The organism is Acinetobacter sp. GXMZU3951 (assembly GCF_054457875.1).
In genome coordinates this window covers 204,515-220,030 of the sequence record NZ_JBTLFO010000002.1, presented here as the reverse complement: position 1 = coordinate 220,030, position 15,516 = coordinate 204,515, and the positions used below count along the sequence as shown (strand labels likewise).

The 15,516-nt window shown below is 42.0% G+C and carries 11 protein-coding genes; 3 read left to right on the top strand and 8 right to left on the bottom strand.

Features of this window, described 5'->3' with window-relative positions; all coding sequences use genetic code 11:
- Nucleotides 1-88: 88 nt before the first annotated feature.
- Nucleotides 89-3,775, top strand: a complete 3,687-nt coding sequence (metH, locus tag ACX17N_RS04155; RefSeq protein ID WP_458891304.1) for a methionine synthase — start codon at nucleotides 89-91, stop codon at nucleotides 3,773-3,775.
- A gap of 99 nt (nucleotides 3,776-3,874) precedes the next feature.
- On the opposite strand, the gene ACX17N_RS04150 is transcribed toward metH, so the two are convergent.
- Nucleotides 3,875-5,128, bottom strand: a complete 1,254-nt coding sequence (locus ACX17N_RS04150) for an RES domain-containing protein (RefSeq protein ID WP_458891303.1) — start codon at nucleotides 5,126-5,128, stop codon at nucleotides 3,875-3,877.
- Nucleotides 5,129-5,301: 173 nt separating this feature from the next.
- Nucleotides 5,302-5,664, bottom strand: a complete 363-nt coding sequence (locus ACX17N_RS04145) for an endonuclease domain-containing protein (protein WP_458891302.1) — start codon at nucleotides 5,662-5,664, stop codon at nucleotides 5,302-5,304.
- Nucleotides 5,665-5,746: 82 nt separating this feature from the next.
- Here ACX17N_RS04145 and ACX17N_RS04140 point away from each other — a divergent pair, with 82 nt between their 5' ends.
- Nucleotides 5,747-5,950 (top strand): amino acid transport protein, encoded by a 204-nt coding sequence (locus tag ACX17N_RS04140; protein WP_458891301.1) that lies wholly within the window; start codon nucleotides 5,747-5,749, stop codon nucleotides 5,948-5,950.
- 1 nt (nucleotide 5,951) lies between these two features.
- Here the strand turns inward: ACX17N_RS04140 and ACX17N_RS04135 are convergent, their stop codons facing one another.
- The gene (locus ACX17N_RS04135) at nucleotides 5,952-6,404 is read right to left on the bottom strand and encodes a hypothetical protein (RefSeq protein ID WP_458891300.1); all 453 of its coding nucleotides are present in this window, start codon (nucleotides 6,402-6,404) and stop codon (nucleotides 5,952-5,954) included.
- A 218-nt stretch (nucleotides 6,405-6,622) separates the two neighbouring features.
- Nucleotides 6,623-7,843, bottom strand: a complete 1,221-nt coding sequence (locus tag ACX17N_RS04130; RefSeq protein WP_458891299.1) for an MFS transporter — start codon at nucleotides 7,841-7,843, stop codon at nucleotides 6,623-6,625.
- A 102-nt stretch (nucleotides 7,844-7,945) separates the two neighbouring features.
- On the opposite strand from ACX17N_RS04130, the gene ACX17N_RS04125 reads away from it, so the two are divergent.
- Nucleotides 7,946-8,728, top strand: a complete 783-nt coding sequence (locus tag ACX17N_RS04125) for an AraC family transcriptional regulator (RefSeq protein WP_458891298.1) — start codon at nucleotides 7,946-7,948, stop codon at nucleotides 8,726-8,728.
- Nucleotides 8,729-8,744: 16 nt separating this feature from the next.
- Here the strand turns inward: ACX17N_RS04125 and def are convergent, their stop codons facing one another.
- The 4 genes from def to prpC form a co-directional block, all read right to left on the bottom strand.
- Nucleotides 8,745-9,230 (bottom strand): peptide deformylase, encoded by a 486-nt coding sequence (gene def, locus ACX17N_RS04120; protein ID WP_458891297.1) that lies wholly within the window; start codon nucleotides 9,228-9,230, stop codon nucleotides 8,745-8,747.
- Between the two features lie 1,290 nt (nucleotides 9,231-10,520).
- Nucleotides 10,521-11,597, bottom strand: a complete 1,077-nt coding sequence (locus ACX17N_RS04115; protein WP_458891296.1) for a hypothetical protein — start codon at nucleotides 11,595-11,597, stop codon at nucleotides 10,521-10,523.
- Between the two features lie 69 nt (nucleotides 11,598-11,666).
- Nucleotides 11,667-14,291: a Fe/S-dependent 2-methylisocitrate dehydratase AcnD gene (gene acnD, locus ACX17N_RS04110; protein WP_458891295.1), complete on the bottom strand. Its 2,625-nt coding sequence runs from the start codon at nucleotides 14,289-14,291 to the stop codon at nucleotides 11,667-11,669.
- Nucleotides 14,291-15,442 carry a bifunctional 2-methylcitrate synthase/citrate synthase gene (prpC, locus tag ACX17N_RS04105; protein WP_458891293.1) on the bottom strand — a complete coding sequence of 384 codons (1,152 nt, stop codon included), beginning with the start codon at nucleotides 15,440-15,442 and terminating at the stop codon, nucleotides 14,291-14,293. Before prpC ends, acnD begins: the two co-directional genes overlap by 1 nt.
- Nucleotides 15,443-15,516 lie beyond the last annotated feature (74 nt).

Genomic DNA, 15,516 nt, shown 5'->3' with positions numbered 1-15,516 from the left:
AGTCGAAAAGCTGAATTAAACTCAAAATAAGCCTGAGTTCTGCTAAAATATGCGCCATTTCAAGAATTGTCGTGTATTGGGGTTATTTATGTCCACGCTTACCACCCTTAGAGAACTTCTCGCCGAGCGTATATTGATTATTGATGGTGCAATGGGCACCATGATTCAGCGCCACAAGTTAGAAGAAGAAGATTATCGTGGTGAGCGTTTTGCAGATTGGGCACACGATCTGAAAGGCAACAATGACCTCTTGGTACTTACTCAGCCGCAAATTATTCAAGGCATTCACGAAGCTTACCTCGATGCCGGTGCAGACATTATTGAAACCAACAGCTTTAACGGCACACGGGTTTCCATGTCTGACTACCACATGGAAGATCTGGTTCCTGAAATTAACCGTGAAGCAGCACGTTTGGCCAAAGCGGCTTGTGAGAAATACTCAACGCCTGAAAAGCCTCGTTTTGTGGCGGGTGTATTGGGACCAACCTCACGAACCTGCTCGATTTCACCCAATGTAAACGACCCTGCGTTCCGTAACATTACTTTTGATGAACTGAAAGAAAACTACATTGAAGCGACGCATGCGTTGATTGAAGGTGGTGCAGACATCATCCTGATTGAAACGGTATTTGATACCCTGAACTGTAAAGCGGCAATCTTTGCCGTGAAAGAAGTGTTCAAACAACTTGGTCGTGAACTGCCCATCATGATTTCAGGCACCATTACCGATGCTTCAGGTCGTACCTTAACCGGTCAAACTGCGGAAGCGTTCTGGAACTCGGTACGTCATGCCGACTTGCTCTCGATTGGTTTTAACTGTGCGCTGGGTGCCGATGCCATGCGTCCCCACGTGAAAACCATTGCTGATGTGGCGGATACCTTTGTTTCTGCCCATCCCAACGCAGGCTTGCCAAATGCCTTTGGTGAATATGACGAAACACCTGAACAAACTGCGGCATTCATCCAAGAGTTTGCTGAAAGCGGGTTGATTAACATTACCGGTGGTTGCTGTGGTACCACGCCAGATCATATTCGTGCCATTTACAATGCCGTGAAAGACATTAAGCCACGCCAAGTGCCTGAAACCGTACCTGCGTGTCGTCTCAGTGGTCTAGAACCGTTTAACATTTATGATCACTCACTCTTTGTAAACGTGGGCGAACGTACCAACGTTACTGGATCGAAAAAGTTTCTGCGCTTAATCCGTGAAGAAAACTTTGCCGAAGCCTTAGAAGTTGCACAGCAACAGGTTGAGGCCGGTGCACAGATCATCGACATCAACATGGATGAAGGCATGCTCGATTCGCAAAATGCGATGGTGCACTTCCTGAATCTGGTGGCATCTGAGCCTGATATTTCCCGTGTGCCAATTATGATTGACTCATCAAAATGGGAAATCATTGAAGCGGGTTTGAAATGCGTACAAGGTAAGCCTGTCGTCAACTCGATTTCCTTAAAAGAAGGTTATGACGAGTTTGTCGAAAAGGCCCGTTTATGCCGTCAGTACGGTGCTGCGATTATTGTCATGGCTTTTGACGAAGTCGGTCAGGCAGATACCGCTGCGCGTAAGCGTGAAATCTGTAAACGTTCTTATGAAATTCTGGTGAATGAAGTTGGCTTCCCTGCTGAAGACATTATTTTTGACCCGAACGTGTTTGCGGTGGCAACGGGGATTGAAGAACACAACAACTATGCTGTGGATTTTATTGAAGCCACAGGCTGGATTAAACAAAACTTGCCACATGCCATGATTTCAGGTGGTGTATCGAACGTTTCGTTCTCATTCCGTGGCAATGAGCCTGTGCGTGAAGCGATTCACTCGGTATTCCTCTACCATGCCATTAAACAAGGCATGACCATGGGGATTGTGAACGCTGGTCAAATGGCGATTTACGACGATATTCCACAAGAGCTGAAAGACGCGGTTGAAGATGTTGTTTTAAACCAGAACCAAGGTGAATCTGGTCAACTTGCGACAGAGAAACTGCTTGAAGTCGCTGAAAAATACCGTGGTCAAGGCGGTGCAGCAAAAGAAGCGGAAAATCTGGAATGGCGGAATGAATCGGTTGAAAAGCGTCTGGAATATGCCCTCGTTAAAGGCATCACCACTTATATTGACCAAGATACTGAAGAAGCACGCTTAAAAGCTAAACGTCCACTCGATGTAATTGAAGGTGCTTTGATGGATGGTATGAACGTGGTCGGCGACTTGTTCGGTTCGGGCAAAATGTTCTTACCACAAGTGGTGAAATCTGCACGTGTAATGAAACAGGCCGTGGCTTGGCTCAACCCGTACATTGAAGCTGAAAAAACCGGTAGCCAATCTAAAGGTAAAGTGTTGATGGCGACCGTAAAAGGCGACGTACACGATATTGGTAAAAACATCGTGGGCGTCGTCCTTGGCTGTAATGGTTACGACATTGTTGACCTTGGCGTGATGGTACCGTGTGAGAAAATTCTACAAACTGCGATTGATGAGAAATGTGACATCATCGGGTTGTCGGGTTTGATTACCCCATCTTTAGATGAAATGGTGTTTGTAGCCAAAGAAATGCAACGTAAAGGCTTCAACATTCCATTGCTGATTGGGGGGGCAACCACCTCTAAAGCACATACCGCAGTGAAAATTGACCCGCAATATTCCAATGATGCGGTGATTTATGTGGCCGATGCTTCACGTGCTGTGGGTGTGGCAACCACGCTGCTGTCTAAAGAAATGCGTGGCAACTTTATTGCCGAGCATCGTGCTGAATATGCCAAAATTCGTGAGCGTTTAGCCAACAAGCAACCAAAAGCAGCGAAACTCAGCTATACAGAATCGGTTGAGAATGGCTTTAAGATTGATGACAACTATGTACCACCAAAGCCAAATGCTTTGGGTACACAAGTGATCACCAACTATCCTTTAGCAACGCTGGTTGAATATTTCGACTGGACACCATTCTTTATTTCTTGGAGCTTGGCGGGTAAATTCCCGAAAATTCTAGAAGATGAAGTGGTGGGTGAAGCAGCGACAGATTTGTATAACCAAGCGCAAGCGATGCTGAAAGACATTATCGATAACAATCGTTTTGATGCACGTGCTGTGTTCGGTTTATACCCTGCACAACGTACCGGAGCGGATACGGTCAGCGTGTTTGATGAAGCTGGGCAAACCGTTACTCATACCTTTGAGCATTTACGTCAGCAGTCGGACAAAGTGACAGGTAAACCAAACTTGTCTTTGGCGGACTATATTAAGCCGACGACAACCCAGCAAGATTATTTAGGCGGCTTTACTGTGTCGATTTTCGGTGCGGAAGAGTTGGCGAATGAATATAAAGCCAAAGGTGATGACTATTCAGCGATCTTGGTTCAGTCTTTAGCAGATCGTTTTGCCGAAGCTTTTGCCGAACACTTACACGAGCGTATTCGTAAAGAGTTCTGGGGTTATAAAGCCGATGAAACGCTGAGTAATGAAGAACTGATTAAAGAGAAGTATGTCGGTATTCGTCCTGCGCCAGGCTACCCTGCTTGCCCAGAACATTCTGAAAAAGCGGCATTGTTCGACTGGTTAGGTTCTGAAGCGAAGATTGGTACCAAGTTGACTGAACACTTTGCGATGATGCCGCCTTCTTCTGTGAGTGGTTTCTATTACTCGCACCCTGAAAGTGAATACTTTAACGTGGGCAAAATTTCTCAAGATCAGCTTGAAGATTATGCAAAGCGTAAGGGTTGGTCTCTAGATGTCGCGAAGCGTTGGTTAGCACCGAATTTAGATGATTCGATTGTTTAATTAATCTCCCCTAACCCCTCTTTAAAAAGAGGGGGATGTCATGTGATTCAATTTGTTTCGTGACTGCTCCTCCCTTTTTCAAAGGGAGGTTGGGAGGGATTAAATCCAGTCCGTTGATTCTTTCATTCTTGGATGAGAGATATATTCAATCTCAGTTGTAATTGCTATTGATTTAACTTGTGAAATACTTAAACCAAGCCTTGATTCCTTATTCCATGAAAAATACATATTGTTATTCCCTTCTGAAAAAGAGGTATCTATTCCATCATCTGTAACCTCAGGAAATAAAATAATATTATCAGCAGTAGGTAATTGAACTGATTTCAAAAAAACCCCATGAATCTGATCTCCGAATTTCACTCTCAAGTACTCAAAAAAGTATTGGCTTACCAAATAATCAAATTTTCCACTCTCAAGTTTGGGTTTTGACACACTTGCTATAAGTTTTTTGAAAAATACATAAACATCCAATTTTTCCAAATAATTTTCATCTAAATGATTAGGATATAAACCCTCTGCTAATTTATTTAGATTTAATAATTTCAGTTCTATTCTATTAGAAAATTGTGCAATACCAACATATTGTCCAACTAAAGCTCTAATTTCAGCGACACATGCCATTTTATTTGTAGATAAATAAAGAGCAGATATCCCAAAAGGTGTCATTCGTTGATCACTAGCTAGGGATGAAGGTACTAGTCCAAATTTATCTCGAATATTTTTTGCAATATCTTCATTTTCTTGTTCATACTCAATCTCTATGTCATCTTTATTAATTTCTTTCATCAATAGCTTAAAACTATCAAAACTTCTGCCACGATATAAAATAGTGTTTGGCTTTATGATGGTTAAAAGTGATTGATTAACAACATTATCATCAAGTAAATATTCAAATGTATGATTTAAGAAATCCATCAGATTTGAATTAAAGAATCTAAACTCATGTTTAAAACCCTTTTGAATATGCTCCCATTCAAATTCTTTATTACAACCTTCATATTCTTCCAAAGAGTCGTCATATAACACTAATAACTTATCACTAAACTCCTTATCACCATCATCAGCTAATTTTTCTGTTAATTCCGCATCTAATTCAAGCCATTCAATTAAATTATAAAAATTACTTACTCCGTCTTCCTGATGCCCTTCATAAAACCAACCTGCTCTAGATGGTAAATCATCTAAAAATTTATAATTGGTGGTTATCACCTCAAATAACTTGTTTTTAAAATTTTCATAATCTAAATGCTGAGTTTCACTCAGACACTCTTCACAAAATTGTCTTCCAAAATTTTCATTATTATATGTATAAGATGGTAATTTCTTTCCAATACACATTTTACAAAGCAACATTTAAACAACCACCTCTGATTTTTTTTACACAGTAAATTCAATATATTACAAATAATTATATCAACCTTTTTTTTCAACAAATCCTCCCCAACCCTCCTTTTAAAAGGAGGGAGTACCGTGAATTCAATACCATCATCAAATTCACGGAAAGTCCCCCTTTGCAAAAGGGGGATTTAGGGGGATTCTTTCAAACAATATAAATAAATCTGCTCCACCACAGCATCCGTTTCAGCCAAAATCTGCCGATTACTAAACCTCAGTACCACAAGCCCTAAGTCACTTAAAGCTTGATCACGAATTTGATCAGCCAAACGACCATCTTCGGTGTAATGTTGTGCTCCATCACACTCAATGACAAGGTTCGCTGCGGAACAATAAAAATCCACAATAAAGTTTAGGATGGGCTTTTGCCGATAAAACTGTAATCCTAAAATTTGCTTACGGCGTAATCTTTGCCATAAACATTGTTCTGCATCAGTCATATTGCTTCGCAAATCACGCGATGGAAGCTTTAGGTTTTTATTATAAGGTTGCATCACACGCTCTTAGTTTTTATATCTTCTTTTAAGAATCTTGGCATAATATCTAGCAGAAAATAACAATGCACGAAACATCATCATGAACACTACCCAACTTTTCCTCGGTGTGATCTTTAGCTCCATTGGTTTAGGCTATTTTCTCTATGGCAAAAAGCAAAAAATGACTGTGCCCTTTGTTGCCGGTCTAGTTTTAATGGTTTTCCCTTATTTTATTGAGAGCAATTTCCTACTGAGTGGCATTGGTATTGTGTTGTCTGTCATTCCCTATTTTTTACGTTTTTAAGCTATTCAAAAGATTCAAATTTGATGTCCACGACATTCCAGTGATGCATCATCTCACGTAAAAATACAAAGTAAACTAGGCTGAATACCCCTTGTTCCGCCACTTTACACACATAATATTCACGACGCTCAATAAACGCATTAAAACCACTTTCAAGTTGTACGCGGTCTATGCTGTGCTGATTCGGGAAAAATAAAGTTAGTACGTCTTGCAGTAAACTATCAGTACTGATGGCTCTTTTCGGTTGAGCATATTGGATCGGAATGGATTCTAATATTTCTTCAATCACATAGATCATCAGCTCGATGGCCAATTCATCCAGCACACCATGACGCATACTGTTCGACTGAATAAAGCCTAAACCTTTATCCACCTGAAAGTGCTGCCCGTCTATGTCGAAGCTGAGCTGTTCTAAACCTAAGGAAAATTGAATTACAGCATCGGGATTCGTCATGGCTGTCATCCTCCAAAACTAAAGCGCGTCCACAGCCTCGGCATCAGATCTCTTACATCATTGCTGCACTCGCTTTATTTTTCTCTCATAGCGAAAAACAAAAAATCGGATGTAAAAAGTTCGATGCCGTACATTATTACAACGCAGCTAAAAGAAAAACGCGCCATCTTATTCTTTTAAGATAGCGCGTCTAAGCCTAAGGTTCTGCTGTAATCGGTTTAGTTTGCTTGAGTCTTCGGTAAAAATGCCGTGGCAAAACCGAGTAATGGCAATAACGAACACACGCCAAACACCCATTCAATGCCTTTTAAGTCGGCCAAATAACCCAAACCTGCTGCGGCAATCCCACTCACCCCAAACATTAAGCCAAACATCAACCCTGCAATCATGCCGACTCGCCCGGGTACCGCTTCTTGCGCATACACCACCATGGCAGCAAAGGCAGAAGACAACACTAAACCGGTCATGACTGACAGCACCGTAGTCCAGAACAGATTGGCAAAGGGCATCATTAACGCAAACGGTGCCATGCCAACAAAAGACACCCAAATCACTGCTTTACGTCCAATTTTGTCTCCAATCGGGCCACCTGCAAAGGTGCCTAAAGCCACCGCTGCCAAGAAGGCAAACAAATGTAACTGAGCCGATTGCAGACTGATCTGGAATTTATGCATGAGGTAAAAGGTAAAGTAATTACTGATACTGGCGATATAAGTAAATTTGGCAAACATCAACACGCAGATGGTGGATAAGGCAATCACCAACTGACGACCATGCAATTTGCTTGGTACCTGCTGTGCTTTAGCCACCAATTGTTTTTTACAGTGACCAATACTCCAGCGGCTCACACCAAACAATACCCAGATGGCAAGCAGTGCAAACACAATTAACAAGGCCACCGCATGTTGCCCAAACGGCACAATAATCAGTGCAGCGAGCAAAGGACCAATCGCAGTACCGGTATTACCCCCGACCTGAAAGGTGGATTGTGCCGTACCAAAACGCCCGCCCGATGCCATCCGAGCCACGCGGGAGGCTTCAGGGTGAAAGGTGGATGAACCCACTCCAATCAAGGCAGACCCGATCAGTAAGACGGTAAAGCTTGGTGAAAATGCCAGCAATAAAATACCGCTCAAGGTCACCAGCATCCCCAATGGCAACAAATACGGTTTGGGATGTTTATCGGTATACAGTCCAATCCACGGTTGTAGCAAGGATCCCGTAATTTGATACACCATTGAGATGAGTCCCACTTGGGCAAAACTGAGTGAAAAATTGGTTTTCAGCATCGGATAAATCGCAGGCAGAACAGCTTGAATCAAGTCATTCAGTAAATGTGCCAGCGCCACTGCACCGACAATTTTCACAATCATCCCTTGTGGCTGAAGACTTGCCACAGCGTCATCCATGCTTTCCTTGGCCTGTATTGAAGAGGTCATAGCCGAAAAACTCCAATCATTGATCTTTCAACCAATATTGTAAAATGTCATTCAGAGCGATATCTTCCAATAATCCCTGTCTAAGTGACAAATTTCATAAAAATGTCAGATTCGTTGATTGAAACCGAAATGTCCGAACTGGTGATTGGACTTTCTTCGGAACATACTTACCGAGAAATTACCCCTGCCCATCATCATTCACGCGCCCAGTTTCTATATGCCTCGACAGGGATTATTCAGGTTTTTACTCCGAATCATGTCTGGCTGATTCCGCCGATGTGTGCACTGTGGATTCCCGCCTATGTGGAACATAGTGTGATTTCTTTAAGTCGGGTCAAAATGAATACTGCACTGGTCGAAGCTCAAGCAGCATCGGTTTTGGGTCAGCAGTGTTTTATTATTCGAGTCAGCAAGTTATTGCATGAACTACTGATTCGTTTAAATGTGATCGAACACATTCCAGCATCCGAATTACTCAGTTCCGATGAACTTTCTCGCGCCTTACAAATTCTGATCTTTGATGAAATTCAAAAAGCCAATTCTCTACCGATTCAGATACCGTGGCCACAGGACAAACGCCTGATGAACATTTGCCAAACGCTTTTACATGCACCGCAACAGCATAAAGACTTAACGACTTGGGCCGATGAAATTGGCACCAGTGCCAGAACCCTCATGCGCATGTTTCAGAAGGAAACTGGGCTGTCTTATCGCGCATGGTTACAACAAATGCACATTGCCCAAGCCCTGAGTAAAATTGCCAGTGGTGAGTCGATTGCTCACATATCGGAGTCCCTTGGTTATACGAATCCGAGTGCTTTTAGTGCCATGTTTAAAAAGCATTTGGGACAAACCCCGCAGCAATTTAAATATAAAGAGGAATAGCGCGGTGAGCCTTAAGTTAAACCGACAAGCGGTCTACAAATAAAATTCCATTCAGATGATCGACTTCATGTTGCACAATCCGCGCTGGGAATCCCTCAAATGAGGTTTCCATAACATCACCTTCTAATGTGTGATAAAGCACTCGGATGGCTTGTGCCCGCTCAACCTGTGCACGTTCATTTGGCACACTTAGGCAGCCTTCTTCACCCATACAAGTACTTTCAGAAAACTCCAAAATTTGCGGATTGACCATTACAACGGGCTGCATTTCGGGTGCGTCGGGATAACGCGGATTAGGTCGTGAAGCAACAATAATGATCTGTTTAGAGATATACAATTGTGGTGCGGCAATCCCGACCCCATTACGTTCTAGCATGGTGGCATGCATAGCAGAAGCCAATTGCATGAGCCAATCACTATTAAATTCTGTGTCAGCAACTGGCGCAGCTTTCAGTTTTAAAATGCCTTCAACACGTTCTGCCACAGGTAAAATTACGCTCATCACTTAACCTTTTTAGTCTCAATTAACTCATCGTATCCTTATTTATTCAGGCTGCTATCATCTCTCTCCTAGAGGCAAGGTAGCGGCTCATTCATACTTATGGATACACCCGCTATCAACTCTAATATAGCCAATCCTCAGAAATTATTCCAATCTAGAAAAGTTAAGAAATCTCAGGCAAAACTTGGGATTTTTTTTAAATAATTTCAAATACTTTAAATAAAATTACTCTTTCTGTTCTTGGCTTTCTATACGGTCTGAACTAAAGCGTGGATATGTACCGTTCAGTCAACTTTATTGGGAAAAGGATGTGCTATGAAGTGATTACTTATTAATTCAAGTCTGTCGATCTTTGTTATAGAAAAAAGTGAAAAGTAAAATTGAATCGGCAGATTCAATTTATGCCTAGCTCTAAAAATTTATGCATGATTATGATGCTTAATGAATGCCGCTTAACGAAAAGCCCTATCGAAGGTGACAGGGCTTTTATTCTAAACAATGGATAACGGTTTGTACCAATTTCTAAGTAAAGGTGCTGTTATCATAGAATACAAAAACAGTAGCCAGTTTCAGACTTCTTCTAGCAGTAACTATTTGTTCTCCATGTGATTTAGAAATGGTGATCAAAGTATAGGCAAAACAAAAAGCCTGTCTACTTATTATTTTAAATATAAATGAATATATAATTTAAATAAATGATTAAAGATAGAAGTTTCACTAATTTATTTTTTTTAATTTATAATATTATTGTTATTTTTCAACATTTTGAATTTTTAAATTCACTTTTTTTGGTTAAGAAATTTGCAATTAAGAGTTTTGTAACTCAGCCTAAAGTCTTAAATTTTGATACAAATAAGCCCCGTGAGTTTGGGGCTTAGCTATAATAATAAATTTTACACTATGGATATTACAAAAGCTTATCTTTCAATTAAGTGCCAAATAAATAACGTATTCTTCACATGGAATAAAAATAGAAGCCTATTCCAAAGTTTTCTTCAGCATTCACGATATGCTTCTGAAATGTAGATTCATCCAATACTTCACATAGCCATTCAAATGACTTCGAAACAGTATCCATATTGAATACACAGCATGATTATTTTGATTATTTATCAATCTTTTCTACCAATAATTCTGCCGAGAAGGTGAAGAATGCTGTTTATACACTCGTATCTACAAAGTATTAAAATTACTCTAGAATACAAAATAGCAATTCTAGATTTATATATCAGAAGCCATATCTAACAACCAAATACCCAAAAGCCCAGCATTTTTCTGGGCTTTTACTTTTTAAATATTGCCAAAAATATCATTATATAAAGCTAACTCTAATTGCTCAGGTGCTTTACCAGTTTCAAGAATTTCTTGTATTTCCAACCATACCGTATCCAAATCCAATAAATCTCGATCAGAATAATGGAAAGTTGGAATTTGATAGCGCTTTAAAAACCGATTACTCTTGTCAATTTCTTTTTGGAAATTTGCTTGCGCCTCCTCATTTAACTGAACTAAAGTCTTACTCTTTCCACTCAATTGCCCATGCGTTGACCAAGGCGAAATTTCAAAACCAGTTTTTTCCATGGTAGCAGCATTAATAACCATAAAATCCAAGCGATATAAATGCTTTTTCTCTTTACCTCCAAATCTCATTTCCGGGATTAATAAAGGCAAATCCTCAGGATTAGAGTGCCCTTTTATATAAGTAATATATTGCTCAGCTATATATATTTGGTATGGAGACTTCGTTAGCTTTATCAAAGCCATATAAAAATTCAAAAAATCAGATAATTGAGTAAAAGTATATTTCTGATCTTTATCAGGTATACATAAACCTGTTTTAAGTATATGACCAATAGACCAATATTTAAATTGAACTGCTCTTATTTCAGAGTTATCATTTTCCCATTCTTGTTTTACCTGATTCCATCTTGGTGTAATAAAAAATCCATAAAAATTGTCATTATTACCAAACCATAAATGAGCATCATTAACATCAGGTCTTACTTTCGATAGTTCATTATAGTAGTTGAGAAATGATCTAGTTAAAAATAAGTGGACATATTTTTTAAAATGAGGCTTATTTTCATCTTGTAAATCATTAAAAATATTATTTGCTCTATTAGTCTTTGAAGCTTGATCCTTCATCCCCTCCAGCCATTTTAAAATATACTTCTGAGGTGTATCTATCACTTCATGTTTTAAATCAATAAAATCAGCAGCTTTTGAACCCACATAAGCATTTAATTTTAATTCACTTGCCCTATCCGGCAATTCTTCAAATACATTAGCCTGTAATAGTCTTAATTCATTCTTAATTTTTTGAATTTCTTTATTACGTATAGTTAAATTAATATCTCTCTTTGCCACAAATTATTACCTTTTAAAAAAGCCCGACATAAAGTAGGGCTTTTCTCAAACAATTTCAAATACTTTAAATTAAGCTGTTAATTGCTCTTTCTCTTCTTGGCTTTCCAAAAAGTCCTGAGCAAAACGCTGAAGTACACCACCCGCTTCATATACAGACACTTCTTCTTCTGTATCTAGGCGGCAAGTCACAGGCACTTCTACAGTTTCACTCTTACCATCAGCCGTGGCACGCTCAATCACTAAAGTTAAAGTCGAACGTGGTGCAATATTACCAATCACGCTGTATAGCTCAGTACCATCTAGCTTTAAGGTTTTACGGTCTGTTCCAGCTTTAAACTCAAGCGGCAACACGCCCATACCCACCAAGTTGGTACGGTGAATACGCTCAAAACCTTCCGCAACAATGGCTTCTACACCTGCAAGACGCACACCTTTGGCAGCCCAGTCACGGCTTGAACCCTGACCATAGTCTGCACCCGCGATGATGATCAGCGGTTGCTTACGGTTCATGTAAGTTTCAATCGCTTCCCACATACGCATTACTTCGCCTTCTGGCTCTACACGTGCTTTTGACCCTTGCTTAATGGTGCCGTCTGCACGAACCACCATTTCGTTATAGAGTTTCGGGTTGGCAAATGTTGCACGTTGTGCAGTCAAATGGTCGCCACGGTGTGTCGCATATGAGTTGAAGTCTTCTTCAGGTACACCCATTTTGTGCAGGTATTCACCCGCCGCAGAGTCCATCAAAATCGCATTGGAAGGCGACAAATGATCTGTGGTGATGTTGTCACCTAAAATTGCCAACGGACGCATATTGGCCAAAGTACGTGACGCAGCCAACGCCCCTTCCCAGTACGGCGGACGGCGAATATAGGTACTTTGTGGACGCCAGTCGTAAAGTGGGCTTTCGGCCTCTACGGTTACGCCCAAGTCAAACATAGGAATGTAGACTTTACGGAATTGTTCAGGCTTCACCGCTTCTTTTACTAAGGCATCAATTTCAGCATCCGAAGGCCAGATGTCTTTCAGGTAAATCGGGTTACCGTCTTTGTCTGTACCGAGTGCATCTTTTTCGATGTCAAAACGAATCGTCCCCGCAATGGCATACGCGACAACCAGCGGTGGAGATGCCAAGAACGCTTGTTTTGCATAAGGATGGATACGACCATCGAAGTTACGGTTACCCGAAAGCACCGCAGTTGCGTACAAGTCACGGTCAATAATTTCTTGCTGAATCTTCGGATCAAGCGCACCTGACATGCCGTTACAAGTGGTGCACGCATAGGCCACGATACCAAAACCGAGTTGCTCTAGGTCTTTCAGCACACCCGCTTCTTCAAGATACAATGCAGCCGCTTTAGAACCCGGTGCAAATGAAGATTTTACCCAAGGCTTACGCACTAAACCCAGCTCATTGGCTTTACGCGCCAACAAACCAGCCGCCACGGTGTTACGTGGGTTAGAAGTGTTGGTACACGAAGTAATTGCCGCGATGATGATCGCGCCATCAGGCATTAAACCATCGGTACGCTGCTCAACCACACCCGCAATGCCTTTTTCTTTCAGGTCAGCAGTCGAGACACGTGCATGCGGGTTTGACGGACCAGCAATGTTACGCGTCACGGTTGAAAGATCGAAACGAAGAACACGCGGATACTCTGCTTGAGTCATGTCCGATGACCACAGACCAATTTGTTTCGCGTATTGTTCAACCAATGCCACTTGTGCATCTTCACGACCTGTCAGGCGTAAATAATCAATAGTGTTTTGGTCGATGTAGAACATGGCAGCCGTTGCACCATATTCTGGGGTCATGTTGGAAATCGTGGCACGATCCCCCACCGACATGCTGTCTGCACCTTCACCGAAGAACTCAAGGTATGCACCGACTACACGCTCTTTACGCAAGAACTCAGTCAATGCCAATACGATATCGGTTGCGGTAATGCCCGCTTGACGCTGACCGACCAACTCAACCCCAATAATGTCTGGCAGACGCATCCACGATGCACGACCCAACATCACGTTTTCCGCTTCTAAGCCACCCACGCCCACAGAAATCACACCCAGTGCATCGGTATGTGGCGTGTGTGAGTCTGTCCCCACACAGGTATCTGGGAAAGCTACACCATCACGCGCCTGAATCACTGGAGACATTTTCTCTAAGTTGATTTGGTGCATAATGCCGTTACCCGCAGGAATCACATCGACATTTTTAAATGCAGTCTTGGTCCACTCAATAAAGTGGAAACGGTCTTCGTTACGACGGTCTTCCACCGCACGGTTTTTTTCAAACGCGTCTGGGTCAAAACCACCGTATTCCACCGCTAATGAGTGATCCACGATCAACTGGGTTGGCACCACAGGGTTGACTTTCGACGGATCGCCGCCTTTGTCTGCAATCGCATCACGCAAGCCCGCAAGGTCAACCAACGCAGTTTGACCTAAGATGTCATGACACACTACACGCGCAGGATACCAAGGGAAATCCAGATCCTGACGACGTTCAATCAATTGTTTTAAGTATGCAGTCAAGTTTTCTGCATCTGCGCGACGGACCAACTGTTCGGCCAACACTTTAGAGGTGTATGGCAGCGTCGCATAAGCACCGGGTTGAATATCTTCAACCGCTTGGCGAACATCATAGTAGTCTAATGATGTGCCTGGTAAATTCTTACGATACTGGGTATTCATTAATCACGCTCTGCTAATGGTTTAAATTCGAGATTTTCAGGGCCCGTATAGTTCGCGCTTGGACGAATGATCTTGCCGTCTTGACGCTGTTCAATCACATGTGCTGACCAACCTGCGGTACGCGCAATCACGAATAGCGGGGTGAACATTGCAGTTGGAACACCCATTAAGTGGTAGCTGACTGCACTGAACCAGTCGAGGTTCGGGAACATGTTTTTCACTTCTTTCATCACAGCTTCTAAACGCTCTGCGATTAAGTACATTTTTTTGTTTTCTTGCGCATCCGCCAATTCAAGCGCCACTTGCTTAATCACTTCGTTACGTGGGTCTGCAATGGTGTAAACAGGATGACCAAAACCAATCACCACTTCTTTGTTTTCTACACGCTTACGAATGTCCGCTTCTGCTTCATCGGCATTGTCATAACGCTGTTGAATCACGAATGCGACTTCGTTCGCGCCACCGTGTTTCGGACCACGTAATGCACCAATCGCACCAGCAATGGTGGAGTACATGTCTGAACCTGTACCTGCAATTACGCGTGAAGTAAATGTCGATGCGTTAAACTCATGCTCTGCATACAAGATTAATGAAGTGTGCATCGCTTGAATCCATTGTTCACATGGCTTTTCACCATGCAACAAATGCAAGAAGTGCGCACCAATTGAATCATCATCAGTTTCTACTTCAATGCGTTTGCCGTTGTGGCTAAAGTGATACCAGTACAGCAACATTGAACCGAAAGACGCCATCAACTTGTCTGCGATGTCACGTGCACCCGCATAGTTATGGTCTTCATGTTCAGGCGTTAAACAGCCCAGCACCGATACGCCTGTACGCATCACGTCCATTGGGTGTGCATACGGCGGTAGCTGCTCTAATGCTGCTTTGAGTGAAGCTGGTAAACCACGTAACCCTTTCAGTTTGTTTTTATACGCTTTCAGTTCGGCTTTGTTCGGTAATTTGCCGTGTACCAAAAGGTAAGCCACTTCTTCAAATTCGCTTTGACCCGCAAGGTCTAAAATGTCGTAACCACGGTAGTGCAAGTCATTACCACTACGGCCTACGGTACAAAGTGCCGTATTCCCTGCAACTTGACCGCTAAGCGCGACTGATTTTTTTGGCTTAAATCCTGTTGTTGTAGCATTCATGAGATCTTCCTTCTTCCATTGGGTGGATCAAATTATTTTTATTCATCGTGACAACTATATTTCCTGTGCTGACA

Coding starts and splice junctions, on each gene's coding strand:
- def (WP_458891297.1), bottom strand. CDS start 9,230: ATGAGCGTAATTTTACCTGTGGCAGAACGTGTTGAAGGCATTTTAAAA.
- metH (WP_458891304.1), top strand. CDS start 89: ATGTCCACGCTTACCACCCTTAGAGAACTTCTCGCCGAGCGTATATTG.
- ACX17N_RS04125 (WP_458891298.1), top strand. CDS start 7,946: ATGTCAGATTCGTTGATTGAAACCGAAATGTCCGAACTGGTGATTGGA.
- ACX17N_RS04140 (WP_458891301.1), top strand. CDS start 5,747: ATGAACACTACCCAACTTTTCCTCGGTGTGATCTTTAGCTCCATTGGT.
- ACX17N_RS04150 (WP_458891303.1), bottom strand. CDS start 5,128: ATGTTGCTTTGTAAAATGTGTATTGGAAAGAAATTACCATCTTATACA.
- acnD (WP_458891295.1), bottom strand. CDS start 14,291: ATGAATACCCAGTATCGTAAGAATTTACCAGGCACATCATTAGACTAC.
- prpC (WP_458891293.1), bottom strand. CDS start 15,442: ATGAATGCTACAACAACAGGATTTAAGCCAAAAAAATCAGTCGCGCTT.
- ACX17N_RS04145 (WP_458891302.1), bottom strand. CDS start 5,664: ATGCAACCTTATAATAAAAACCTAAAGCTTCCATCGCGTGATTTGCGA.
- ACX17N_RS04135 (WP_458891300.1), bottom strand. CDS start 6,404: ATGACGAATCCCGATGCTGTAATTCAATTTTCCTTAGGTTTAGAACAG.
- ACX17N_RS04130 (WP_458891299.1), bottom strand. CDS start 7,843: ATGACCTCTTCAATACAGGCCAAGGAAAGCATGGATGACGCTGTGGCA.